Source organism: Streptomyces sp. NBC_00631, from assembly GCF_045206895.1.
Classification (GTDB): domain Bacteria; phylum Actinomycetota; class Actinomycetes; order Streptomycetales; family Streptomycetaceae; genus Streptomyces.
In genome coordinates this window covers 6,122,449-6,145,899 of sequence record NZ_CP107734.1, presented here as the reverse complement: position 1 = coordinate 6,145,899, position 23,451 = coordinate 6,122,449, and the positions used below count along the sequence as shown (strand labels likewise).

22 protein-coding genes and 3 pseudogenes are annotated in these 23,451 nt (G+C 71.3%); 11 read left to right on the top strand and 14 right to left on the bottom strand.

The features are described 5' to 3' along the window. Window positions 1–68 precede the first annotated feature (68 nt). Window positions 69–554 carry a cation:proton antiporter regulatory subunit gene (locus OHB00_RS28260; RefSeq protein WP_406438739.1) on the top strand — a complete coding sequence of 162 codons (486 nt, stop codon included), beginning with the start codon at window positions 69–71 and terminating at the stop codon, window positions 552–554. A 7-nt stretch (window positions 555–561) separates the two neighbouring features. Next, on the top strand, window positions 562–1,794 hold the full coding sequence (locus OHB00_RS28255; RefSeq protein WP_406438737.1) for a cation:proton antiporter: 1,233 nt from the start codon (window positions 562–564) through the stop codon (window positions 1,792–1,794). Window positions 1,795–1,993: 199 nt separating this feature from the next. Here the strand turns inward: OHB00_RS28255 and OHB00_RS28250 are convergent. The 3 genes and pseudogenes from OHB00_RS28250 to OHB00_RS28240 all read right to left on the bottom strand — a co-directional run. After that, window positions 1,994–2,214, bottom strand: a pseudogene (locus OHB00_RS28250) (oxidoreductase); the annotation flags it as partial. Window positions 2,215–2,295: 81 nt separating this feature from the next. After that, the gene (locus OHB00_RS28245) at window positions 2,296–3,042 is read right to left on the bottom strand and encodes a TIGR03943 family putative permease subunit (RefSeq protein ID WP_406438735.1); all 747 of its coding nucleotides are present in this window, start codon (window positions 3,040–3,042) and stop codon (window positions 2,296–2,298) included. Beyond that, a complete protein-coding gene (locus OHB00_RS28240; protein ID WP_406438733.1) occupies window positions 3,039–4,085 on the bottom strand; it encodes a permease in 1,047 nt (348 codons plus the stop codon). The genes OHB00_RS28245 and OHB00_RS28240 overlap by 4 nt, the downstream gene beginning before the upstream one ends. 164 nt (window positions 4,086–4,249) lie before the next feature. Here OHB00_RS28240 and OHB00_RS28235 point away from each other — a divergent pair. Beyond that, window positions 4,250–4,549, top strand: a pseudogene (locus OHB00_RS28235) (RNA-guided endonuclease TnpB family protein); the annotation flags it as partial. Between the two features lie 237 nt (window positions 4,550–4,786). Then, a complete protein-coding gene (locus OHB00_RS28230; protein ID WP_406446009.1) occupies window positions 4,787–6,721 on the top strand; it encodes an NAD-binding protein in 1,935 nt (644 codons plus the stop codon). A gap of 473 nt (window positions 6,722–7,194) precedes the next feature. Here the strand turns inward: OHB00_RS28230 and OHB00_RS28225 are convergent, their stop codons facing one another. After that, a complete protein-coding gene (locus OHB00_RS28225) occupies window positions 7,195–9,003 on the bottom strand; it encodes a S9 family peptidase (RefSeq protein ID WP_406438731.1) in 1,809 nt (602 codons plus the stop codon). 235 nt (window positions 9,004–9,238) lie between these two features. Here OHB00_RS28225 and OHB00_RS28220 point away from each other — a divergent pair, with 235 nt between their 5' ends. After that, on the top strand, window positions 9,239–10,027 hold the full coding sequence (locus OHB00_RS28220) for an SURF1 family protein (RefSeq protein ID WP_406438730.1): 789 nt from the start codon (window positions 9,239–9,241) through the stop codon (window positions 10,025–10,027). 31 nt (window positions 10,028–10,058) lie between these two features. Here OHB00_RS28220 and OHB00_RS28215 read toward each other — a convergent pair whose 3' ends face one another. From OHB00_RS28215 to OHB00_RS28200, 4 genes are all read right to left on the bottom strand, one after another. After that, the gene (locus OHB00_RS28215; protein WP_406438728.1) at window positions 10,059–11,192 is read right to left on the bottom strand and encodes a hypothetical protein; all 1,134 of its coding nucleotides are present in this window, start codon (window positions 11,190–11,192) and stop codon (window positions 10,059–10,061) included. A 209-nt stretch (window positions 11,193–11,401) separates the two neighbouring features. Continuing rightward, entirely contained in the window at window positions 11,402–12,082 is a 681-nt protein-coding gene (locus OHB00_RS28210; protein WP_406438726.1) for a SigE family RNA polymerase sigma factor, read from the bottom strand. 430 nt (window positions 12,083–12,512) lie between these two features. Further along, entirely contained in the window at window positions 12,513–13,592 is a 1,080-nt protein-coding gene (locus tag OHB00_RS28205) for an aspartate-semialdehyde dehydrogenase (RefSeq protein WP_406438724.1), read from the bottom strand. Beyond that, window positions 13,589–14,860, bottom strand: coding sequence for an aspartate kinase (locus OHB00_RS28200; RefSeq protein WP_406438722.1), 1,272 nt, complete (start codon window positions 14,858–14,860; stop codon window positions 13,589–13,591). The genes OHB00_RS28205 and OHB00_RS28200 overlap by 4 nt, the downstream gene beginning before the upstream one ends. 199 nt (window positions 14,861–15,059) lie before the next feature. On the opposite strand from OHB00_RS28200, the pseudogene OHB00_RS28195 reads away from it, so the two are divergent. Continuing rightward, window positions 15,060–15,203, top strand: a pseudogene (locus tag OHB00_RS28195) (response regulator); the annotation flags it as partial. 247 nt (window positions 15,204–15,450) lie between these two features. Here the strand turns inward: OHB00_RS28195 and OHB00_RS28190 are convergent. Next, window positions 15,451–15,618 carry a hypothetical protein gene (locus tag OHB00_RS28190; RefSeq protein WP_406438720.1) on the bottom strand — a complete coding sequence of 56 codons (168 nt, stop codon included), beginning with the start codon at window positions 15,616–15,618 and terminating at the stop codon, window positions 15,451–15,453. A gap of 114 nt (window positions 15,619–15,732) precedes the next feature. Between OHB00_RS28190 and OHB00_RS28185 the strand changes: the two genes are divergently transcribed. After that, window positions 15,733–16,452 carry a TSUP family transporter gene (locus tag OHB00_RS28185; RefSeq protein WP_406438719.1) on the top strand — a complete coding sequence of 240 codons (720 nt, stop codon included), beginning with the start codon at window positions 15,733–15,735 and terminating at the stop codon, window positions 16,450–16,452. Window positions 16,453–16,470: 18 nt separating this feature from the next. On the opposite strand, the gene OHB00_RS28180 is transcribed toward OHB00_RS28185, so the two are convergent. Both OHB00_RS28180 and OHB00_RS28175 read right to left on the bottom strand, forming a co-directional pair. Next, entirely contained in the window at window positions 16,471–16,758 is a 288-nt protein-coding gene (locus OHB00_RS28180) for a Uma2 family endonuclease (RefSeq protein WP_406438717.1), read from the bottom strand. Then, entirely contained in the window at window positions 16,755–17,213 is a 459-nt protein-coding gene (locus OHB00_RS28175) for a hypothetical protein (RefSeq protein ID WP_406438715.1), read from the bottom strand. Before OHB00_RS28175 ends, OHB00_RS28180 begins: the two co-directional genes overlap by 4 nt. A gap of 978 nt (window positions 17,214–18,191) precedes the next feature. Between OHB00_RS28175 and OHB00_RS28170 the strand changes: the two genes are divergently transcribed. The 3 genes from OHB00_RS28170 to OHB00_RS28160 are packed head-to-tail and all read left to right on the top strand — an operon-like array spanning window position 18,192 to window position 20,471. Then, complete coding sequence (locus tag OHB00_RS28170; protein ID WP_406438713.1) at window positions 18,192–18,791, top strand: hypothetical protein; 600 nt, start codon at window positions 18,192–18,194, stop codon at window positions 18,789–18,791. Window position 18,792: 1 nt separating this feature from the next. Then, window positions 18,793–19,818 (top strand): hypothetical protein, encoded by a 1,026-nt coding sequence (locus OHB00_RS28165; RefSeq protein ID WP_406438711.1) that lies wholly within the window; start codon window positions 18,793–18,795, stop codon window positions 19,816–19,818. Beyond that, window positions 19,815–20,471: a response regulator gene (locus tag OHB00_RS28160; RefSeq protein WP_406438709.1), complete on the top strand. Its 657-nt coding sequence runs from the start codon at window positions 19,815–19,817 to the stop codon at window positions 20,469–20,471. The genes OHB00_RS28165 and OHB00_RS28160 overlap by 4 nt, the downstream gene beginning before the upstream one ends. Here the strand turns inward: OHB00_RS28160 and OHB00_RS28155 are convergent. The 3 genes from OHB00_RS28155 to OHB00_RS28145 form a co-directional block, all read right to left on the bottom strand. After that, the gene (locus OHB00_RS28155) at window positions 20,464–21,126 is read right to left on the bottom strand and encodes a DUF5063 domain-containing protein (protein WP_406438708.1); all 663 of its coding nucleotides are present in this window, start codon (window positions 21,124–21,126) and stop codon (window positions 20,464–20,466) included. The two genes, OHB00_RS28160 and OHB00_RS28155, sit on opposite strands and share 8 nt — an antisense overlap. Next, window positions 21,119–21,718, bottom strand: coding sequence for a recombination mediator RecR (recR, locus tag OHB00_RS28150; protein ID WP_406438706.1), 600 nt, complete (start codon window positions 21,716–21,718; stop codon window positions 21,119–21,121). Before recR ends, OHB00_RS28155 begins: the two co-directional genes overlap by 8 nt. Before the next feature lie 94 nt (window positions 21,719–21,812). Further along, complete coding sequence (locus tag OHB00_RS28145; protein WP_406446008.1) at window positions 21,813–22,157, bottom strand: YbaB/EbfC family nucleoid-associated protein; 345 nt, start codon at window positions 22,155–22,157, stop codon at window positions 21,813–21,815. A 295-nt stretch (window positions 22,158–22,452) separates the two neighbouring features. Between OHB00_RS28145 and OHB00_RS28140 the strand changes: the two genes are divergently transcribed. Then, window positions 22,453–23,208: an SLATT domain-containing protein gene (locus OHB00_RS28140; RefSeq protein ID WP_406438704.1), complete on the top strand. Its 756-nt coding sequence runs from the start codon at window positions 22,453–22,455 to the stop codon at window positions 23,206–23,208. Window positions 23,209–23,451 lie beyond the last annotated feature (243 nt).

Below are 23,451 nucleotides of genomic sequence, written 5' to 3'. Positions count from 1 at the left end.
CGTTAGGGTGTTGTTAAAGAAAACGCAAAGAACCAGCGGGACGAGACGACGAGACAGGGGAGACAACCTTGGGGGCTCCACGCCTGAGCAGGACGCCGTTGCCGGGAATCGGGGTCCGCTACGACCTCGCCACGCGCGAGCAGGGCCGGGTGTCCGTGGTCGCGCACCGGGACGGTTCACGGATTCTGAGCGCCTACCACCAGGACGATCCGGATGCCTGCGCCCTGTCGCTGCGACTGTCCTCGGGTGAGACGGCGGCGCTCATCGACGCGCTGATGCCGACGCACCACAGCCCGAACCTGCTGTCCACCACCGACCTCGGGCTGGTGGCCGAGCGGATCGAGCTCTCCGCCACCTCGTACTGGAACGGCCGGCTGCTGGGCGAGACGCGGATGCGGACCGAGACCGGCGTGTCCATCGTCGCCGTGCTGCGCCGCGCCGAGGCGGTCCCCTCCCCCACGCCCGGCTTCCGCCTGGCCGGCGGTGACACGCTCATCGTGATCGGCACCCGTGAGGGCGTCGACGCGGCCGCCGCGATACTCGGGCGGGAGTGAGGCCGCCGTGCACGACTCCGCCGTGTTCCTGATCGAGTTCGGTGCGATCATCCTCGGTCTCGGCCTGCTCGGCCGGCTGGCCGGGCGCCTCCGCTTCTCGCCCATCCCCCTCTACCTGCTGGCCGGGCTCGCCTTCGGCAAGGGCGGGCTCTACCCGCTCGGCACGAGCGAGGAGTTCGTCGCGATCGGCGCCGAGATCGGCGTCGTCCTCCTGCTGCTCATGCTCGGCCTGGAGTACACGGCCAGCGATCTCGTCTCCAACCTCAAGACGCAGTACCCGGCCGGGCTGGTGGACGCCGCGCTGAACGCGCTGCCCGGCGCCGCCATGGCCCTGTTGCTGGGCTGGGGCCCGGTGGCGGCCGTGGTGCTGGCCGGCGTCACCTGGATCTCCTCCTCCGGGGTCATAGCCAAGGTCCTCGGGGACCTGGGGCGGCTCGGCAACCGGGAGACCCCGGTGATACTGAGCATCCTGGTCCTGGAGGACCTCTCCATGGCCGTCTACCTGCCGATCATCACCGCGCTGCTGGCCGGCGTCGGCCTCGCGGCGGGCAGCCTCACGCTGGCGGTCGCCCTCGGGGTCGCCGGACTGGTCCTGCTGATCGCGGTCCGCTACGGCAGGCACATCTCGCGTTTCGTCTCCAGCGACGACCCCGAGAAGCTGCTGCTGGTGGTCCTCGGCCTGACCCTGCTGGTCGCGGGCATCGCACAGAAGCTGCAGGTCTCCGCCGCGGTGGGCGCGTTCCTGGTCGGCATAGCCCTGTCCGGCGAGGTGGCCGAGGGCACCCACCACCTCCTCGCCCCGCTCCGCGACCTGTTCGCCGCCGTCTTCTTCGTCTTCTTCGGCCTGCACACCGACCCGTCGAGCATCCCGCCGGTGCTGCTGCCCGCGCTCGCCCTGGCGGCCGTCACCACGCTGACGAAGATCGCCACCGGCTACTGGGCCGCGAAACGCGCCGGGATCTCGGTGCGGGGCCGCTGGCGGGCGGGCGGCACCCTGGTGGCCCGCGGCGAGTTCTCGATCGTCATAGCCGGCCTCGCGGTCACGGCGGGCATAGAACCCTCGCTCGGCCCCCTGGCCACCGCCTACGTCCTCATCCTCGTCATCCTCGGCCCTCTCACCGCCCGCTACACCGAACCCCTGGCCCGCCGCCTCACCGGCCGGTCCGAGCCGACGGACCGCGTCGCCCTCGTACCCGCCGAAGCCGACGCGACCGACCAGGACACGGCCGGCCGGGTGTGATCCAGAGGGAACAGCACAGGCGGGGAACAGCACACGGGCACGAAATGGCCGGGCCCGAAAGACGGAAACCAGGACGCGGCCCTTTCAGCGTGGCGTCCAGCCCCACCGCAGGGACAGGTCGGGCCGGAGACCGACGGCTGACCAAAGCCTCTGACCTGTCGAGCTCGGCAACAGCGAGAACCTGCGGGACCTGGAGAGATCAGGCGCGGAGCAGGTCGGTCGAGACCGTCCAGAGGAGCTTGGCGATGGCGGGATCGAGCGCCCATTCCTTGACACCGTGCGGGTGCTGGGCGAGGTCGGCGTCGTTCGGCACGGTGTAGGCCTCTTGTGCATCGTCGAGGTAGTGGCCTCCGGGGCGAGCGAACTGGGGGGGGCGACGGCCGCGACGATGCGGGTGGCGGCCCCCTGCCCGACCTTCCTGCACGCACGCGCGACCCACGCCGACGCCCTCGGGACCTTCGCCCCACGGGCCGGACGCGACCACAGCCCGTGACAGGCTCGTCAGTTGTTCCAGCTCTCGTCGTACGGATCGGCCGGCACCGGGATCGGCTTGGCGTCCGTGACCTTCAGGTAGGGGATCGGGCCGTTGTTCACCGGGTCGTGGGTCAGTCGGGCGGTGTACGTGCCCGTCACCTGGAGCCAGGCGTCCGGCTGGAGGACCGGGGGGATCTTGCCGGTCAGTGCCACCTTCACCGGCTGGGCGTCCGCCGCGCAGCAGTTGAGGGCCATGCGGACCAGATACGGGGTGCCCTTGCCGTCCAGGGCCACGAAGCCGGCGATGCGGACGCGGTGGCCGTCGAACGAGCGCCCGTGGTCGTACACCGCGCGTCCCGCGTAGTCGACCAGGTTGAGCGGGATCGGGTCGGACTTGGGCAACTTCAGGTAGCCGTACGGCTGTTGCAGGGCCGTGCCGGTGCGCACCGCGCTGTAGGAGCCGAGCGCGGGCGGTGCGATGAGGATCAGGGCGAGGATGGGGAAGACCAGCAGCCAGGAGATGCGGGGCTCCGGGTGGACATGCGCCTCGGGCGCGGCTGCCGGAACGGCTTCCTGCGCGGCCTTCCGGCTGCGGGCGCGCTTCCACTCGTACCACGCCGTCGCCAGCGCCGAGGCGATCAGGACGGCGCCCGCGGCCAGCACCAGCGGCTGAAGGCCCGCCTTGACGTAGCGCAGGTAGAGATTGGTGGCGCCCGCGTGCAGCAGGGCCGCGCCCACCAGGAACATCACGGCGGCCTGCGCCTGCCGGTTCACAGCAGCACCGCCCCGGTCAGGACCGCGCCCGCGATCGCCGCCACGAAGGTGGCCGGGGCGAAGCGCAGGGCGAAGCCGCGGCCGAAGGTGCCCGCCTGCATCGCGAAGAGCTTGAGGTCGATCATCGGGCCCACGATCAGGAAGGCCAGCTTCGCGGTGAGCGAGAACTGGGTCAGGGAAGCCGCCACGAACGCGTCCGCCTCCGAGCAGATGGACAGGAGCACGGCCAGGATCGACAGGGCGAAGATCGCGACCACCGGGTTGGCGGCCGCCGTGCGCAGCCACTCCGCCGGGGCCACCGCCTTCAGCGTCGCCGCCGCCATCGCGCCGAGCACCAGGAAGCCGCCCGCCTGCATGGTGTCGTGCCGGACCGAGGACCAGAACGCCTCGCCCCTGGTCTCGCCCTCGTGGTGCGCGTGCGCCGGCAGGCGCAGCCAGTCGGTACGGCCGAGCCGCTGCCACAGCCAGCCCATCGCGCACGCCACCAGCAGACTGCCGGCGAACCGGCCCACCACCATCTCGGGGTCGCGCGGGAACGCCACCGCCGTCGCCGTCAGCACGATCGGGTTGATCGCGGGCGCGGCGAGCAGGAAGGCGATCGCCGCGGCCGGGGTGACGCCCCGCCGGACCAGGGCGCCGGCCACCGGGACCGACGCGCACTCGCAGCCGGGCAGGATCACCCCGGCCAGCCCCGCGACCGGTACCGCCAGGGCGGGGTGACCGGGCAGGGCGCGGGCGAAGAAGGAGGGCGGGACGAAGACCGCGATCGCGGCGGACAGGAGCACGCCGAGGACGAGGAACGGGAGCGCCTGGACGACCACCGCCACGAACACCGTCATCCAGCTCTGCATCACCGGCTTCGACAGTGCTCCGCGCACCGGGCCCTGGAACACCACGACCAGGAGGAGAAGCAGGGTCAGGGCCAGTGGTGAGCTGAAGTGCCACCCGCCTTCCTGGTCGGGCGGGTCGGGGGTACCGTCGCCGCCGGGGGTCCCGTCCTCGGGCACGGCGCCGGGCGGGGCGGCTTTCTCGGTGATGGCCACGGGTCGGATACCTCCGGCACTTCGGTCAGATCCGGGATTATGCTCCCTCACCTTCCCTACGGTCGGTCAGGGGCTGCCGTTCACCTGATTCTTGCGGGAATGGTGCGTGTATCGCACGTACGGTCTTGTCAGGGAGGCCGGGCGGGCGAGACGTTGAAGGGTGTGTGGGTGGTGACGGAGGGCATGCCCGGTACACGTACCGGCTGTGTGTGTCGTCGACCGCCCACTCGGCGCTGCTCGCCGAGTGGGACCGCTGCCGGTGGGTGTGGAACGAGTGCGTGGCCAAGTCCAGGGCCGTGCACGCGCACAACACGGCGCACCCCGAGGACGAGGTGTCGTGCGGTCCGGCGCAGCTCGACCGGATGCTGACCGGGGCCCGTGGGCGTACGCCGTGGCTGCGCGCGGGCAGTTCGGTGCCGCAGCAGCAGATCATCCGGGACTTCGGCAGGTCGCGTGCGAAGGCGCACACTCCCGGGGACAAGAACTCCGCCCGCGTGATGCTCGTCCGGGCTGGTCTGAACCCGGCTGGTGCCGAGGGCACAAGACCTCCTGGAGCGATGCTCCAGGAGGCGGCCTGAGCCAGGAATCCTCCCTTTCAGGGAAGCGAGCAGTCAATTCGTTGCTGGAACCATGCGTCCGGTTGAGGCAGTCTTTCCCTCGTGGCGAGCGTTCCGTATCAGGGTGGTGGGGCCCCGGCGCCCATGGTGGTGTGCGGGGACGACGGACTGGCGCACCGGCTGGCGGCCGAGTTGCGCACGGTCTACCGCGAAGAGGTCACCCTCGTGGTACCGCCGAACGTGCGCATCGCGCGGCCGCCGGTCGTCGGACGCGCCCGGGCCGCCTCGGCCGCGCTGTTCGACCGGGTGGTCAGCGCGGCCGTGGGCCGGGCGGGCGGCGGGAACGGTGGCGGCGGGGGCGGCAACGGTGGTTCTGGTGCGGGCGGTTCGGTCGCCGGTTCGGGCTCCGGCTCCGGCTCCGGTGCGGGCGACGGGTCGCGCGGGGAGCGGGTGCTGGAGGCCGTGGAGGCCACTGAGGCGGTGCTCGCCGAGGCGGGTGTGGAGCGGGCCGCCGCGCTCGCGCTCGTGTACGACGACGACGAGACCAACATCCGGGCCGCCCTCACCGCCCGCCGGCTGAATCCGCGGCTGCGGCTCGTGCTGCGGTTGTACAACCGCAGGTTGGGACAGCACATCGAGGAACTCCTCGACCAGGCGGCCGCGTTGGCGATCGGGGACACGGGCGGCGACGCCGGTGCGGTGGGGGACGCCTCCACGACCGTGCTGTCCGACGCCGACACCGCCGCGCCCGCGCTCGCCGCCACCGCGCTCGCCGGGCGGGGCAAGGTCATCCACACGGAGGGCCTGGTGCTGCGCGCGGTGGAACTGCCGCCGGGCACCGATGCCCGGCAGGACGCCGCCGAGCGGGGGCTGTTCCCGCTGGCGCTGCTCTCGCCGAACGGCACCGGGCCCGAGCCGGCCGACGGCGGCCGGGAGCGGGGGCCGCGGCTGCTGCCGGACGCGGAGCAGGTGGGGGCCGCGCCGGAGCGTGGCGTGATGGTGCTGGAGCAGGTGTCGTCGTCCGCGGGGGCGGCGGAGCCGGCCGGGCGCGGGGTCGGGGTGGTACCGCCGCTCGCCTCGCTGTTCTCGCGGCGGCTCAGGTGGTCGCTGGCCGGGAGCGTGGCCTGTGTGGTCGCGCTCGCGGTCGCGTTGTCGGTGGTGACGGGCATCCATCCGGTACGGGCCTTCTACTACACGCTCCTCGACCTGTTCGCCATCGACAATCCCGCGATCGGGGCCCCGCTGGGCCGGCAGATCCTGCAGCTGCTGTCGGGGCTGGTCGGGTTGCTGCTGCTGCCGGTGCTGCTGGCGGCGGTGCTGGAGGCGCTCGGGACCTTCCGGACCGCCTCCGCGCTGCGCAAGCCGCCTCGGGGGCTCAGTGGGCATGTGGTGCTCCTCGGGCTGGGGAAGATCGGTACTCGGGTGCTGACGCGGCTGCGGGAACTGCATGTGCCCGTGGTGTGCGTCGAGTCGGATCCCGAGGCGCGCGGGCTGGCGGTGGCACGGCGGCTGCGGGTGCCGGTGGTGTTCGGGGACGTGACCCAGGAGGGTGTCCTGGAGTCCGCCAAGATCCATCGGGCGCAGGCGCTGCTCGCGGTGACCAGCGCCGACACCACGAATCTGGAGGCCGTGCTGTACGCGCGGTCCGTGCGGCCCGATCTGACGGCGGTGCTGCGGCTGTACGACGACGACTTCGCGACCGCCGTGTACCGGACGCTGCGGGCGGCGCATCCGCATGCGGTGACCCGGAGCCGGAGCGTGTCCTATCTGGCGGCGCCGTCCTTCGCGGGGGCGATGCTGGGGCGGCAGATCCTCGGGGCCATTCCGGTGGAGCGGAAGGTGCTGCTGGTGGCGGTGGTGGAGGTGGGCGGGCATCCCCAGTTGGAGGGGCGGACGGTGCAGGGGGCGTTCCGGGCGGGGGCGTGGCGGGTGCTGGCGATCGAGGGCCGGCAGGGGGTTGCCGCTGGGGAGTACGTGTTGCGGGGTGGGGATCGGGTGGTGGTGGCCGCCACTCGCCGGGGGCTGGCGGAGCTGTCGGGCCGGGTCCCGCCCACCCACTCACCCGACTCGCTCGGCTGAGAGGTGGGGGTGGGTGGGCCGCGGTGGTGTGGGTGCGCGCGGGTGCGCTGTGGCTGATCGCGCCCACGCGGCGGAGCCGCACATCGGCTACAGCCCCGCGCCCCTCACGGGGCGCACCGCCCCGTGGTTCGGTAACGCGCCGTCGTGGTTGCTCGCGCAGTTCCCCGCGCCCCTTACGGGGCGCACCGCGCCGTGGTTTGGTAACGCGCCGTCGTGGTTGCTCGCGCAGTTCCCCGCGCCCCTCACGGGGCGCACCGCGCCGTGGTTCAGTGCCGCGCCGTGGTGGTTGCTCGCGCCCCTCACGGGGCGCACCACGCCGTGGTTCGGTGCCGCGCCGTGGTGGTTGCTCGCGCCCCTTACGGGGCGCTTGAGCGCGGTGGGCTCGGCGGGGCGGTGCGCCTCCGGGCGTGGCCCAGCTCGGGTGCGGCCTCGCCTTCTTGCGAACCGAGTCGGGTGGGTGGGTGGGAAAGGGTTCAGTCTGTCGGCGTCACCGCCGTAGGCGTCAGGTGGCGTTCCGCGAACTCCATTTCCAGGCGGAGTTGCTTGATGCGCTCGTCGACCACCAGGGAGCCGTGGCCCGCGTCGTATCGGTAGACCTCGTGGGGGGCCGAGCGGGCTGCCAGACGGTTGACGTAGTTGTCGATCTGGCGGATGGGGCAGCGGGGGTCGTTGAGGCCGGCCGAGATGTAGACCGGGGCCTTGACGTCGTCCACGTAGGTGAGGGGGGAGGACGCGGCGAAGCGGTCGGGGACCTCTTCCGGGGTGCCGCCCAGCAGCGTGCGGTCCATCGCCTTCAGTGACTCCATCTCGTCGTGGTACGCCGTGACGTAGTCGGCGACGGGCACGACGGCGATGCCCACCGTCCAGGACCCGGGCTGGGTGCCCAGGCCGAGGAGCGTGAGGTAGCCGCCCCAGGAGCCGCCGGTCAGGACGAGGCGGTCGGGGTCGGCGAGCCCGGACTCGATCGCCCAGTCCCGGACCGCCGCGACGTCCTCCAGCTCGATCAGGCCCACCCGGTGCTTCAGCGCGTCCGTCCAGGCCCGGCCGTAACCCGTGGAGCCGCGGTAGTTGATGCGGACCACCGCGTACCCGTGGTCGACCCAGGCCGCGGGGCCGGCCGCGAAGCTGTCGCTGTCGTGCCAGGTCGGGCCGCCGTGCAGGTCGAAGACGGTGGGGAGGGGCCCGACGGCCCCGGCCGGCTTCTGGATCAGGGCGTGGATCAGGCCGCCGGGGCCCTCCACCCAGGCGTCCGAGACCGGGACCGACGGCGGGCACGTCATGCCGGGCGGGTCCAGGACCACCTCGCCGGTCGTCGAGCGGACCACCGGCGGCTCGGCGGCCGACGACCAGAGGTACTCGACGGTGCCGTCGGGGCGGGCGGTGGCCCCGGACACGGAGCCCGGCGGGGTCGGGATGCGCTCCAGCTCACGCGTGGCCAGGTCGTAGCGGAACAGGTCGCTGCGGGCCTTGTGGCTGTGCGCGATGAGCAGCGCGCCGCCGTCCGGATACCACTCCGCGCTCACGTCGCCCGGCAGGTCGAGGGTCAGGTCGGTCTGCTCGCCGGAGACGACGTCCCAGACCAGGGGCTCCCAGCGGCCGCGCCGCTGATGGCCGATGAGCAGGCGCGGGTCGCCGTCCACCGGGGCGAAGCCCAGCACCTCCAGGCCCAGTTCCTCGGTGCCGCCGTCGGTGTCGTCGAGCTCGGCGACCGTCGTGCCGTCCGGGCGGAGCACGCGCAGCGCCGAGTGCATCGCGTCGCCGTGCTCGGTGTGCTCGATCGCGATCAGCGAGCCGTCGTGGGAGAGGTCGCCGACGCCCGCCGACTCGGCGTGCCGGTAGATCTCCAGCGGCTCCTGCCCCGTTCTGACCAGGTAGATCGTCGTACCCTCGTCGTCCGTGGAGCGGCCCACGACGGCCGTACGGCCGTCCCGGCCGAGCGCCAGACCGGAGGGGTACGACGGCTCCAGGCCCGGCGTCGCCTCCTCGTCCGCGCCACCGCCGAAGGGCTGGCGGCGCCAGACGCCGAACTCGTCGCCGTCCTTGTCGTCGAACCACCAGATCCACGCGCCGTCCGGGGAGAGCAGCCCGTCCGTCGTGCCGTTCGGCCGGTTCGTCGCCTGGCGCTGCTCACCGCTCGCGCGGTCCCAGGCGTACAGCTCGTACGTCCCCGTCGCGTTCGAGACGAACAGGGAACGGTCGGGGGCGTCCTCCGCCCAGTCCGGCAGGGAGACCCGAGGGGCGCGGAAGCGCTTCTCCCAGTCCGGCATGTCGCTCTCACTCATGGCCGCAGTCATGGCCCCATAGTGCCCGTCCCCACCCACAATGCGTCGAGGAGTACCCGCAGCCTGTGGATAACTTTGCGAACCACCAGGTAGACGTCCGGGCCGACAGCCGCTCGGCGGCCTCGCCGACCACCCCCCGACAGGCCGTCCCACGGCCTGGCGCGGCGGCCGAAGGCCGTCGTGTGCGCCCACCCCGCCCGTAAACCGTCATGAACCGCCCCGTACCGTGGACGGCGTGTACCGCTTTCTGCTGACACCCCGCTGGTGGGGCATCAACGTCTTCGTGCTGCTCGCCATCCCGTTCTGCATCTTCATGGGGTCGTGGCAGCTGAGCCGCTTCGAGGCGCGTGTCGAGGCGCATCGCAGCGCGGACGAGCAGGTCGAGACGGCGAAGACGGAGGCGGCCCGGCCGCTGGCCGGTCTGCTCCCCGTGAACCAGGCGACGTCGGGCAAGCGGGCCACCGTCAGCGGGCGGTACGGCAAGCAGCTGCTCGTGCCCGACCGTCAGCTCGACGGGAAGAACGGCTTCTACGTCCTGACGCTGCTGCGCACCGGCTCCGGCAAGGCCCTGCCCGTCGTCCGCGGCTGGCTGCCCGGCAAGGCGGATGCCGCCGAGGCGCCCGCCCCGCCCACCGGCGAGGTCACCGTCACCGGCGCGCTGCAGGCCTCCGAGACACCGGGGGACGACGGCGTCAGCAACCAGGGCGGGCTGCCGTCGGGGCAGACGGCGGCGATCAGCGCGGCCTCGCTGGTGAACCTGGTGCCGTACCCGGTGTACGACGCCTGGATCACCCTGGACAAGGCCGACTCGGGGATGACGGCCGTGCCGGCGACCGCGCCGGACAACTCGGGGCTCGACCTGAAGGCGTTCCAGAACCTCGGCTACACCGGCGAGTGGTTCGTGTTCGCGGGCTTCGTGGTGTTCATGTGGTTCCGGCTGCTCCGCCGCGAGGTGGAGTTCGCCCGGGACGCGGCGCTCGGCCTGGTCCCGGACGAGGAAGCCCAGCAGCCGACCGCCGTATGACGGACTCCGCAGGTCGCACGGACCCCGCCCGTCACACCGCCGGCAGGACTCCGGTCCAGTAGACCGTGCCGGCGCACGCGTTCGTCACCGTCGCCGAGCCGGTCGGGGACCCCGCCTGCGGGGTGTACGAGACCGCGATGCTGCCGTCGGCCGTGCCGTCCTCGGTGAGCAGCTGGGTGGTGGTCCCGTCCGACCCGGACGTGGTCGTACCGGCGCTGCTGCTGGCGCCCTCGGAGGGGCTCGGGGAGGCCGTGGTACCGCCGGTGCCGCCGGTGTCGGTGGTACCACCGGTGCTGGAGCCGCTGGTCGGGCAGGTCTCCGAGGGGACGAAGCCGAACTTCTCCTCGTAGGCCGCGCCAGGCGCCAGGACCAGGCCGGTGAGTTCGGTGGTCGGGTCGGGCAGCCCGGCCGCCGCGTCACCGGAGGCGTGCCGGAGGGCGTTGATCTTGGTGGAGTCGGCCGCGCCCTGCGCGAGGAGGCCCACGCTGCCGGGGCCGCCGACGGTGCAGCTCGTCGTCGAGACGTTGACGACGCGGAAGGTGCCGTAGACGACACCCGTCGAGTCGGGGGCGTCGACGGTGGACGTCGGGGTGCCGAGCTGGGCGGAGGTGCAGACCGGGGCGCTGCTGGCGGCGCTGGCGGTGGGGACGACCTTGGTGCCGCCGCCGGCTCCGGTGCTCTCGCTCCTGCCGCCGTCCTTGCCGCCGCCGGGGCTCTCGCCGGTGGTCCGGCCGCTGGTGCCGCCCGCGGTGCTGGCGCCGCCGTCCGGGTTCTTGCCGCCGGTGGAGCCGCCCTGCGCCTGGGAGGCCTGGCCGGCCATGGAGGTATTGGGGTCGGTGCCGCCGGAGTTGGAGACGTGTATGAGGGCGGGGACCGCGGTGCCGATGAACAGGGCCGCGGCCGCCATGCCGACGGCGGCCTGGCGCTTGCGGGCCCGGCGGGCGGGCACCGCGCGGCGCAGGTGGTCGAGGGCACCGTCGCGCGGTGCGACGTCGTCGACCGCGGAGTGCAGCAGCCGGCGCAGGGCCAGCTCGTCCGCGTCGAGCCCGTCCAGGGTGTCGGGGCCGTCGGCATCGGATCCGAAGCCGCCGCCGAGCCCGCTCCGGAGCCCTTCAGGGCCCGGTCCCAGGCCTTCGGGGCCCTTTTCGTCGGGGCCGTGGTTCACAGTTCCGTTCCCAGCGTGCGATTGCGTGTGCTCTTGCTCGTGCTGTCGTGGCGCCGGCTCCCCCGAACCGGACCGCGCCGGCTCCCCCGAACCGGACCGCGTCGGCTCCCCCGAGCCGGGCCCTGAACCGGGCTCGTGATCACGTGTCGGCTCGTGCCAGGCGTAGGGCTCGTGGCGATCATGCGAGTCGCCTCCCTCGGGGCTGTCCGTCATGCCTGCGACTCCATCGCCACCCGCAGGGCCGCGATACCGCGCGAACCGTACGCCTTCACCGAGCCCAGCGAGATGCCGAGCGTCTCGGCGACCTGGGCCTCGGTCATGTCGGCGAAGTAGCGCAGGACGAGGACCTCGCGCTGGCGGCGCTGCAGTCCCTTCATCGCCTTGATCAGGTCGCGCCGCTCCAGCTGGTCGTAGGCGCCCTCCTCGGCGCTGGCCGCGTCCGGCATCGGCTTGGAGAGGAGCTTGAGGCCGAGGATGCGACGGCGCAGCGCGGAGCGGGAGAGGTTGACGACCGTCTGGCGCAGGTAGGCCAGGGTCTTCTCCGGGTCCCGGACGCGTTTGCGGGCGGAATGGACGCGGATGAACGCCTCCTGGACGACGTCCTCGCAGGAGGCGGTGTCGTCGAGGAGGAGCGCGGCGAGGCCGAGGAGCGAGCGGTAGTGCGCCCGGTAGGTCTCGGTGAGGTGGTCGACGGTGGTACCGGCCGCGGCCGTCGTCGTCTCCTCGGCGCCGTCGCGCTGGCTGGGTATGCGGGTGGGCCGCGCTGCGGGCATGGGGGCGATCACCGGCATGCCGCCGGGCACGCCGGGCACGCGGGGGCGCAGGCCCGCGCGGGGCGGCCGCAGGGCCGTCGCGCCGCGGGGCGCACTGAGTTCGAGTACCTCTGCCACGCAAGTTGGACACGTCTGCCCCCGCCGGGGTTGTACGTGCCGGGCATCACTTTTACGTCGGGCATGCCGGACGCGCGCACGCCGATCCTGCCGGACGGTGCCTCAATTGCCGCCATGCGTCCCGCTCTTCCCTTATGTCCCATATGAACGGGCGTCCCCACGCCCCGATCACGGCGTCCCCACGCCAGGATCATGCGTCCCCCGACCCGAAGGCCCGGCCACGTAAGCGCCCGGTAAGAGGGCGACCGCAAAGACGCTCCCCGCCGCCCGCATGGTTGCGGAGGACGGGGAGGAAAATCTTCGAACGCCGAGGGGCCGGGGTTCAAGAGGTTTGGACCATGCTCCCGGCCACATTTCTTACGTTGATCCTACCTGTGGGCGCGCTCCCATTCAGGCCGTTTCCGGGACATCTGCCGTGGTCACCGGCCCTTCACGCAAAATCCGCCATACCTGAACGGCCGGTCAGTTCCGCGGCCACCAGCTCGGCGATCTGCGCGGTGTTCAGCGCGGCCCCTTTGCGAAGGTTGTCCCCGCACACGAAGAGTTCCAGCGCGGTCGGGTCGTCGAGCGCCCGCCGCACCCGCCCGACCCAGGTCGGGTCGGTGCCCACCACGTCGGCGGGGGTCGGGAACTCACCGGCGGCCGGGTTGTCGCAGAGGACGACGCCCGGGGCCGTGTCCAGGATCTCCCGGGCCCTGTCGACCGTGACCTCGGCCTGGAAACGGGCGTGCACGGTCAGGGAGTGCGTGGTGACCACCGGGACCCGCACACACGTCACCGCGACCGGCAGCTTCGGCAGCCCGAGGATCTTGCGGGACTCGTCCCGCACCTTCATCTCCTCCGACGACCAGCCGTCCTCCCGCAGCGACCCGGCCCACGGCACGACGTTGAGCGCGACCGGCTCCGGGAACGGCCCGGTGTTCTCCCCGACCGCCCGGCGTACGTCACCGGGCTTGGTGCCCAGCTCCGTACCCGCGACCATCGACAGCTGGGCCCGGAGCGTCTCCACGCCGGCCCGCCCGGCCCCGCTCACCGCCTGGTACGACGACACCACCAGCTCGCGCAGCCCGAACTCGGCGTGCAGCGCGCCCAGGGCGACGATCATCGACAGGGTGGTGCAGTTGGGGTTGGCGATGATCCCGCGCGGCCGGTTGCGGGCGCAGTGCGGATTGACCTCGGGGACGACCAGCGGCACCTCGGAGTCCATCCGGAAGGCCCCGGAGTTGTCGACCACGACGACGCCCTTGGCGGCGGCGATCGGCGCCCAGCGCGCGGACACCTCGTCGGGCACGTCGAACATCGCGACGTCGATCCCGTCGAAGGCCTCCTCCGAGAGCGCGACGACCTCGACCTCGACCCCGCGCACGGTCAGCTTGCGACCGGCCGAGCGCGGCGTGGCGATCAGGCGGATCTCGCCCCAGACGTCCGCCCGCTGGGACAGGATCTGGAGCATGACCGTGCCGACGGCCCCGGTCGCTCCCACGACCGCGAGCGCCGGCTTGGCAGTCATCGGCCGGTGCCTCCGTAGACCACGGCCTCGTCGCTGTCGGAGTCCAGCCCGAAGGCGGTGTGCACGGCCCGCACGGCCTCCGGCACGTCGTCGGCGCGGGTGACGACCGAGATGCGGATCTCGGAGGTCGAGATCAGCTCGATGTTGACCCCGGCGTCGCTGAGCGCCTCGAAGAAGGACGCGGTGACCCCCGGGTTGGTCTTCATGCCGGCGCCGACCAGCGAGATCTTGCCGATCTGGTCGTCGTAGCGCAGCGAGTCGAAGCCGATGCCCGACCGGTTGCGCTCCAGCGCGTCGATGGCCTTGCGGCCCTCGGTCTTCGGGAGCGTGAAGGAGATGTCCGTCAGCCCGGTGGCGGCGGCGGACACGTTCTGCACGACCATGTCGATGTTGATCTCGGCATCGGCGATGGCCCGGAAGATGGCGGCGGCCTCGCCCGGCTTGTCGGGGACCCCGACGACCGTGACCTTGGCCTCGGAGGTGTCGTGCGCGACACCGGAGATGATGGCCTGCTCCACCTTCTTGTCCCCAATCGGCTTGCTGCTGACCCACGTGCCCTGCAGTCCGCTGAAGCTGGACCGGACGTGGATCGGGATGTTGTAGCGGCGGGCGTACTCCACACAGCGGTGGAGCAGCACCTTGGAACCGGAGGCGGCGAGCTCCAGCATGTCCTCGAACGAGATCCAGTCGATCTTCCGCGCCTTCTTCACCACGCGCGGGTCGGCGGTGAACACGCCGTCGACGTCGGTGTAGATCTCGCAGACCTCGGCGTCCAGCGCGGCGGCCAGCGCCACGGCCGTCGTGTCGGACCCACCGCGCCCCAGCGTGGTGATGTCCTTCTTGTCCTGGCTCACGCCCTGGAAGCCGGCGACGATGGCGATGTTGCCCTCGTCCAGCGCCGTCCTGATCCGTCCCGGCGTGACGTCGATGATCCGGGCTTTGTTGTGGACCGAGTCGGTGATGACGCCTGCCTGGCTGCCGGTGAACGACTGGGCCTCGTGACCCAGGTTTTTGATCGCCATGGCCAGCAGTGCCATGGAGATACGCTCTCCGGCGGTCAGTAGCATGTCGAACTCACGCCCGGCAGGCATCGGGGATACCTGCTCGGCGAGATCGATCAGCTCGTCCGTCGTGTCGCCCATCGCGGAAACGACGACAACCACCTGGTTGCCGTTCTTCTTCGCTTCCACGATTCGCTTGGCGACGCGCTTGATGCCCTCGGCATCGGCAACGGAGGAGCCTCCGTACTTCTGCACGACAAGGCCCACGTGCGCTCCTCGCTCGGTTCGTTTGTGTCGGCTCAGTCTAACGAGCGTCCGAATTCCACCGGCCTGCTCCCGCATGGTGAGACTGACCTGGCCTCGTCGCTCGCGACCGGAACCTGCCCAGCGAACGGCACCCCACGCGGAAAGTGCCCTGCCTCACAGTTCATCGTGTGAATGAAGTTTCAAGAATTAGGTACGCGGCGTGCGCGTACTTCTGGTGGAAGACGACGAGCCGGTCGCGGAATCCCTCCGGCGCGGCCTGAAGCGGTACGGCTTCGAGGCCGACCGGGTCACCACGGGCGCCGCCGCGCTCACCCACACCGGCCCCTGTGACGTCGTACTCGTCGCCGACGCCTCGCACCAACTCGTCCTCGAGGACGTGGAACAGGCGACGGCGGAGGTGGTCCGGACGAGCCGCACGGTGACCCTGCGGGACGCGCCGGGGCGCGGTCTGTGGGTGCTGATCACCCTTCGGGCATCGCCGAGGAGTAGTGGTTGACGATCAGCCACTTCCCCCCCGCGCTTCTCGTAGTCGTAGGTGTGACGGGCCTCGACGACCCGCTGTGCCTTGGTGGGCGGCTGCTCCAGCTTCCTCAGGTGCGCAGCAGGCTGACCCCGGCACCGAGCGAGACGACGCCCATCCCGACGGCGGTCATCACCCCCTGCGTGCCGTCGACGACGAAGGGCGCGACGGCGGCGACGACGAGGTTGAAGAGGAAGAGGAACCACAGGACGGGACGGGAGGAGAGCAGCGGCTTCACGGCGGGATCCTTGGGTGTCGGGGGCTGGCTGACCTGGTGAGATCAACGATCCCGTCTCCCGCGTCCCGCAACGAGGAAGCGCACTGCCGAACCGTTGGTGTAGGCAGGTACACCATGACGGCGTTGATCCTTCTCACCGGCATCGTGCTGCTGGGCGCGAGCGTGCAGTGGCTGACCGGCATGGGTTTCGCGCTGGTCGCCGTACCGGCCCTGATCCTCCTGCTCGGCCCCGCCGAGGGCGTCGCGCTCGCCAACTGCGCGGCGGGCGCGATCAGCGTGGTGGGCCTGGCGGGCGGCTGGCGCCGGGTCCGCCCGGCCGCGATGGTCCCGCTGTGCGCGGCGGCGGCCTGCACGGTCCCGGCGGGCACCTGGATCACCCACCAGCTCCCGCCGCCGCTCCTCCTCCTGGCCATGGGCGCCCTGGTGACAGCGGCCGTGCTCCTGGTGATGCGCGGCGCCCGCCTCCCCGCCCTGCGCGGCCGGGGCGGCGCACTGACGGCCGGCGCGGTCGGCGGCTTCATGAACTCGGCGGCGGGCGTCGGCGGCCCCCCGATCTCCCTCTACGCCCTCAACGCGGGCTGGACGGTACGGGAGTTCGTCCCCAACGCCCAGTTCTACGGCGTGATCGTCAACGCCTTCTCGGTGACGGCGAACGGGATACCGGGACTGAGCGGCACGGAGTGGGCGGCGGTGGCCGCGGCGATGACGGCAGGCGGGATCATCGGCAGGAAGGTGGGCGACCGCCTCCCCGAACACCACGCCCGCCGCCTGGTCCTCCTCCTCGCCCTGACGGGCGGGGTCACGGCGGTGGCGAAGGGGGCGTGGACGCTGTGACCTTCGCGGTACGACCGCTCAGTCCACGAACTCCTTGAGGGGCTCGGTGTCCAGGGTGATGTTCACGGGTTCCGGAATGTCGAGCGTTGCGCCGAAGGGCTGGTTCAGCTGTTGGCGATAGCGTCCGTCCTCGGGATGGGTGAAGACGGTGACAGTGCAGTCGTCCCGGTCGACAAGCACGTAGACAGGGATACCCGCAGCCGCGTAACCATCCGGCTTGTCCACACGGTCGCGCTGAGCGGCGTCGGAGTCCCACGAGGTGACCTCCACAGCCATCAGCGCCGCGCCGGGCTCCTGCACGCTCACCGCAGCCCCGCCGCGCGCCGCAGGGCCTCGACGCGTTCGGTCACGTCGACGACCTCGTCGGCACCGGGCAGGTAGCCGCTGCCGCGCGGGACGGGAAGGAAGGTCTCCGGGACATAGCCGTCCGTGTACTCGTCCTCGTCGACGCCCTCCAGACACTCCCGGCACAGCCCGTTCACGATCTCGGTCGTCCGCTCGTCCGCGTCGCACAGACCGCAGGCCATGATCACGCGGGTGACGCGAGCCCGCCGGGCGGCCTTCTGCCGGATCTTCGCCTTGGACTTCTTCGGGGGCATCTGGCTCTCCGATCGTTTGCGGGCGAGTCCGCCCGGGTTGCTGACGGCGGCCGGGAGCCCGTCGGTCAGGGCCTTGGTGATGTCGTCCGGGGTCGCGCCACGTGACAGCCACTCCTCGGCCAGGGACGCGAGGGAACGGCAGTCGGCGTCGGACAGGACCATGCGGGAGTCGGAGGCACGCAGTTAGGCGAGGACCTGCTGGGCGGTGTCGGGTTCCGGCTCGGCGTCCACGACATCGATGTCCTCGGCCGCCCGAGCCTCCTCGACGCGGGCCAGCCCCGGTTGGTACTCCTCGGTGACGTCCTTGCCGTCCAGCTTCCGCGCGAACTCCGCCCACCACTCGGCCGACCTGCGGGTACGCGACCAGGTACGTCCGGGTCACCCAGCGCATCGAGTTGTCCTCGACGGTGATGTGCTCCTTGATCCAGCGCAGGTGGCCGGCGAGTGTGATGCGGCGCAGCGAGGTACGGCAGGCCTGCTGGCCGTAGCGGGGGTGCTCGGCGGCGATCGCCTTGTAGCCCATCGCGTGGCCCTCATGGAGGTGGTCGATGAGGACGGCGAGCTCGCGCTCACGATCGCCCAGGTGTGCGAAGTCCGGGTCGGCGTGCGGGTCTTCGTCACCCGCCGAGCGCTTGCCGTAACCCGTTCTGGCCATGGGGTGCGACGGGGACGGCAGAGCAGGGCTAGGCTGGGCGTAAGCCACCATCGAACTTTTCCTTCGACGAGTAGGGCGAGGCCCCGGAGCCGGTGTTCCCGCACCGACCGGGGCCGATCTATTTGCCGCGAACCTAGAGGCCCTTTACATTCGGGCGCAAGCCGATCACGGAACGTCAATCTTTCGAGGTAGGCGGCTTCAACTCACCTGCAGGCTTGGTCGGTTGGGTCGGATCAAACCAGCCCAAACACCCATGGAAGAGCTCGAAGCCCGGGGCTCAAGCCCCGGGCCTGGCGGTCGGCCGGCGCCGGTACGCCCGACCGCGATGGTTCCCCCTCCGCGCGGCAGCGGCCCGTGCGCGCCGAATCTTGGGGTTGTGACGCCGGCTCCGGATCCAACGCGACTGGTTGCGCCTAGGCTGATGGGTCCGGCACGCACGGGAAGTCGGGGGACGAACATTGATCGTGCAGTGGTGTGTGAAGGGGATGGCACTCCCCGGCGACGGCGTCGCCAGGGAAGTGATCGACAACAGGTTCGGGATCTCCTGCCGCTGGTGGCAGCGGATCGATCCTCTGCCGCACGGTGACATCGCCGCGAAACTGACCGCCCAGAATCTCGATCTGCACGTGAACCATTTCGAGAGCACGGACCCGGCCACGGGACTGCCATTCTGCGAGGAGACCCCGTTCATCTCCCTGTCGTGCGGGACGGTGGAGCGGGACACGGCCGCGAAGACCAACTTCGTGCACACCGCCCGGCACACGGCCCTGTGGTTCGGAACTCGCTTCGGCCAGGAGCCGGTCGCCTATCTCTACTTCTGCTGGGTCATCCTGGCCCCCCGCTCCGCGGTGGCCGTACAGGGCGTCGCCGAAGAGATCCGGGACCTCAACACCTACCGCAGATACTCCGCCTACCAGGTCGAGGGCGAGGTGGCCGCGAAGATCCTCGTGCCCGCGAACCAGATCAGTCGATGCGAAAGATGGGAGTGGAACCGCGAGAGCAAGACGATCCGGCAGGCGTGGACTCACTCCAACCCCCATTTCGTGCGGCCCGAAGCGCTGAGCAACGTCAGGGAGATGCTCTGAGATGACCTCTCCACCGCTCGACCCGCTGCAACTCGATGCCGACCAGGTGCGGAACGCCGCCGACTTCCACGAGGCGTACGCGCACTTCGTGATGCGCGACGCGGAGGCGGCGGACGGTGACCTTGAGGCCGCCCTCATCGAGGCCGCGTCGGCTTACCGCCTCGCAGGCCAGTGGCGATTACTGGTCGACCGCAAGGGCGGAGTCGCTCTGCTGCTCCGCGCCGCCGCGCTGTTCTCCCGGGTCGGACTCATGTACGGCGCCTACCTCGAAGCCTCACTGGCCCCGGACAGGGTGCGCGACCGCCTCGATGCCTGGACGGCCCTGCTCCTACGCACCGACGGGCAGCCACAGCGCGCGGCCGACCCCGCGTTCGAGGAACACCAGGCGGACAAGTTCCTCGGTCACGTCCAGCAGCAGACCTATCTGCTGCTGGCCTGCGCCGCGCTCACCACACCCGGGAGCGGACAGGCGGAGGAGCTCAGGTCCTTCGCGAGCCGGTCACCGCACCGGGACGGCGTCGTCCCCATGGGGTCGATGGGGGTGCCGGTGCGGACTTTCTGGGGCCTAGCGCTGAACATGCTCTCACCCGACGACGAACCGGCCGCCCGCACGTACGCCGACACACTCACCGAACTGTCCCGCGCCTACGCCAGGACGGTCGACCTCGCCATGGCCAACACCCTGACCTGGTTCAACGGAGCGGCCCCCATCGACGTGGCGGACCTGGACGTGATCGGCACGATGGCGATGGGCATACAGCACTTCGGCCGAGGCCGGATGCGGGACCTGCTGGACGCCACCGAACTTCCCGCCGTCGCTCTGGTACCGCTGGACCTCGGCATGCAGGTGGCACCACCTCCACCGGACGGCAGACCGAACCTGAACCGACCCGAACTGGACGACCTGCCCCCAGACAGAATAGACCCGAGCGGCATAGACCTGGATGAACCGGACCAGGATGGACCGGACCTGGACGGCCCAGACAACGGACCGGACGGGTGGCGGGGGCCGGGGGGTCTGTGGTGAAGGACGCGACAGAGCTGATCCGGGCGCTGACCGGGCTGGCCTGGCCCCTGTTCGCTGCCTGGGTGGTGTGGAAGTTGCTTCCGGAGATCCGGAACGTCGTCAGGAACCGGGCCTTCAGCCTCAAGGTCGGCAACAACGAACTGACGGTCCAGCAGTTCACGGACCAGGTGATCGAGACCACTGCGGAGCTCCAGCAGCAAGTCACGGCCCAGACAGATCGTGGCCGGCCCGGACAGGAGCCGTCGCCGCAGTCGCAACGCGTCGTGCACAGGATCCTGTGGGTCGATGACACGCCCGCCAACAACGCTTACCAGACCGCCCAGTTACAGGCGATGGGCATGGAGGTCGTGCAGGCCGAGTCCACGGACGAGGGCCTGCGGGCCCTGCGGAGGGCAGCGCCGCCCTTCGACGTAGTGATCACCGACATGGGCCGCGCCGAGGCCGACGGGTTCGACCCCGACGCCGGCCTCAAGCTGATCCGGAAGATCCGCGAGACCGACGCCATGACCCCGGTGTTCGTCTACGGAGGCGCCGGTGCGGCCGCCCGCCGGGATCAGGTGGCCGACGCCGGGGGTAACGGTGTCACCCAGTCCCCGGCCGAGTTGTTCGTCCTGCTGGGCCAGGTAGGACGGTTCCCGAAGACGGCTACTTGACCGACCGCGCTCCCAGTGCCCCGCCGATCTCCTGCTCCATGACCCGGCCCGCTTCGAACTCCAGGGTCTCGTCGCCCATCGTGTCCTGGTCCGTGTCCAGGCCGTCCAGTTCCTCCAGGGGCTGGTTGAGGCGGACGTGGATCAGGACGGACTGGAGGGCTCGCAGGACGGCGGAGGCCGTGGGGCCCCAGTTGGAGAAGTAGGAGAACTGCCACCACCACAGGGCCTCCGTGGTGCGGCCCGCGCGGTAGTGGACCATGCCGTGGCGGAGGTCGGTGATGATGTCGGCCAGGTCGTCCGAGACGCGGGCCGGGACGGGCGCCTTGCGGGGCTCGTAGGGGTCGAAGACCTCGGAGTAGACGTCGATCGGGTCGAGGAGCCGTGCGAAGTTCTCACGGAGCTGGTCGACGTCCGGCTCCGGGCCCGGGTCCGGCTCGTAGCGCTCGTCGGGGACGATGTCCTCGTGCGCGCCGAGACGGCCGCCGGCCAGCAGGAGCTGGGAGACCTCCAGGAGGAGGAAGGGCACCGCCGAGTCCGGCTCGTCGCCCTTCGACACCTCCGTCACGGCCACCAGGAAGCTCTCCACCTGGTCCGCGATCTGGACCGCGAAGTCGTCCGGGTTCTGCGAGGTCGCGTGCAGCGTGGCGTCAGACATCTAGGAGTCGTCTCCCCTCGAAGGCGCGGCCGAGGGTGACCTCGTCCGCGTATTCCAGGTCGCCACCCACCGGGAGGCCGCTGGCCAGGCGGGTGACCTTCAGGCCCATGGGTTTGATCATGCGGGCGAGGTAGGTGGCGGTCGCCTCGCCCTCCAGGTTCGGGTCCGTGGCGAGGATCAGCTCGGTGACCGTGCCGTCCGCCAGCCGGGCGAGCAGCTCTCTTATCCGCAGGTCGTCGGGGCCGACGCCCTCGATCGGACTGATCGCGCCGCCGAGCACGTGGTAACGGCCGCGGAACTCGCGCGTACGCTCGATAGCGACGACGTCCTTCGGCTCCTCCACCACGCAGATGACGGTGAGGTCGCGGCGGGTGTCGCGGCAGATGTTGCACAGTTCCTCCTGTGCCACGTTGCCGCAGGTCGCGCAGAAGCGGACCTTCGCCTTCACCTCCAGGAGAGCCTGCGCGAGACGCCGTACGTCCGTCGGCTCCGCCTGCAGGATGTGGAAGGCGATCCGCTGCGCGCTCTTCGGACCGACGCCGGGCAGCCGCCCCAGTTCGTCGATGAGGTCCTGGACCACGCCTTCGTACAACGGACTGCCCTTCCTGGAGACTTATCGGTACGTACGGTAGTTGGCTGCCGCCTGTCCTAGGAAGGCGGTACGGGTGACGCGCGGGCGACGAACATCAGAACGGCAGGCCGGGGATGCCGCTGCCGCCGCCCAGGCCCTGCGCCAGCGGGCCCAGCTTCTGCTGCTGGAGCGTCTGGGCGTTCTCGTTGGCCGCCTGGACCGCCGCGACGATCAGGTCGGCGAGGGTCTCGGTGTCCTCCGGGTCCACCGCCTTCGGGTCGATCTTCAGCGCGCGCAGCTCGCCGGAGCCGGTCACGGTGGCCCTCACCAGGCCGCCGCCCGCCTGTCCGTCGACCTCCGTGCTCGCGAGTTCCTCCTGGGCCCGTGCCAGATCCTGCTGCATCTTCTGGGCCTGCTGGAGCAGCTGCTGCATGTTGGGCTGGCCACCACCGGGGATCACGATCAGCTCCTGCGTCGGGTCCGGACTTTCTCTGTTGTGCATGAGCCTACGTGGTCGACGCAGCCATCGCCCCGCCACTCTTTCGAGTGAGATTCCCGGCGAGCCTATACCTGATCAAGCCCCCCTTCCGGGCGGAAAAGAGACGAAAGCACAGCCTTCGCCACCCATTGGGCGGTAGGAAGGGTTCCCGACGTCAGCATCCATTGTCAGGTCCAGTGCCAGGTCCAACGTCAGGTCCGATGTCAGGTCCGAGGTCACGGAGTGTGACCGGCCGGGATCAGTTAGGGAGTGCCGGGTGGGTCAGCCGGAGATGCAGCCCGAGGGACCGCCTCAGGAGGGGCGGGGCGGCGAGGGTGCGGCCGGACTGCGGCCGGGTGATCTGACCGGGCGGGCGTTCCCGCTCGGGGACTGGGGTGAGCCGGCCGAGCGGCTCGACGAGCTGTACCGGTGGGTGGAGCGGGGGGCTCTGGAGACGGCCGGGTGGTATCTGGCGGACCGGGTGTGGAAGCGGCGGGGGGCGCGGGCGCTGCGGTGCGGGGCGGCCGTCGGGGCGGTGCTGGGGGCGGCGCTGCCGCTCCTGGACCTGACCGGGGTGGTCGGCGGGGTCGCGCCCTGGGGGTATCTCGCGCTGCTGATGGCGGTGTCCTGTGTCGGCATCGACCGGTTCTTCGGGGTGACGTCCGGCTGGATAAGGGACATGGCCACCGCGCAGGCCGTGCAGCGGCGGTTGCAGGTGCTGCAGTTCGACTGGGCCTCGGAGAGTGTGCGGGAGGTGCTGGGGCCGGCGGAGGGTACGGCGAGCGAGGCGACCGAGCGGTGTCTGGGGGTGCTGCGGAGGTTCTCGGAGGACGTGACCGAGCTGGTGCGTACGGAGACGGCCGACTGGATGGTGGAGTTCCGGACGGGGCCGACGCCGCTGGGCATGCAGGCGACGGTGGCGGCGGGGCCGCGGGCGGACGCGGGGCATCTGAACGGCCGCTTCCCGCTGCCGCCGGGCCCCAACGGGGCTCGGCCGAACATGCCCAGACAGAGACCGCCGGAACCCCGGTGAGGGGGGTGCGCACCACCGGTTCGGTGAGGCGCCGCGGGGGCGTTCGCGCAGTTCCCCGCGCCCCTGAAGGGGTGGCTTCGCGCCGCGGGGCGGTGCGGCGCCGTCGGGGTGTTCGCGCAGTTCCCCGCGCCCCTAGGGGCGGGGGCTTCGCGCCGTGGGGGCTGGTCGCGCGGTTCCCCGCGCCCCTGACGGGGCGCTGAAGTGCACGGCGCCGTAGACGCGCCCCGTAAGGGGCGCGGGGAA

Coding starts and splice junctions, on each gene's coding strand:
- OHB00_RS28230 (WP_406446009.1), top strand. CDS start 4,787: ATGGTGGTGTGCGGGGACGACGGACTGGCGCACCGGCTGGCGGCCGAG.
- OHB00_RS28225 (WP_406438731.1), bottom strand. CDS start 9,003: ATGAGTGAGAGCGACATGCCGGACTGGGAGAAGCGCTTCCGCGCCCCT.
- OHB00_RS28205 (WP_406438724.1), bottom strand. CDS start 13,592: ATGACTGCCAAGCCGGCGCTCGCGGTCGTGGGAGCGACCGGGGCCGTC.
- OHB00_RS28185 (WP_406438719.1), top strand. CDS start 15,733: ATGACGGCGTTGATCCTTCTCACCGGCATCGTGCTGCTGGGCGCGAGC.
- OHB00_RS28175 (WP_406438715.1), bottom strand. CDS start 17,213: ATGGTCCTGTCCGACGCCGACTGCCGTTCCCTCGCGTCCCTGGCCGAG.
- OHB00_RS28170 (WP_406438713.1), top strand. CDS start 18,192: ATGGCACTCCCCGGCGACGGCGTCGCCAGGGAAGTGATCGACAACAGG.
- OHB00_RS28165 (WP_406438711.1), top strand. CDS start 18,793: ATGACCTCTCCACCGCTCGACCCGCTGCAACTCGATGCCGACCAGGTG.
- OHB00_RS28155 (WP_406438708.1), bottom strand. CDS start 21,126: ATGTCTGACGCCACGCTGCACGCGACCTCGCAGAACCCGGACGACTTC.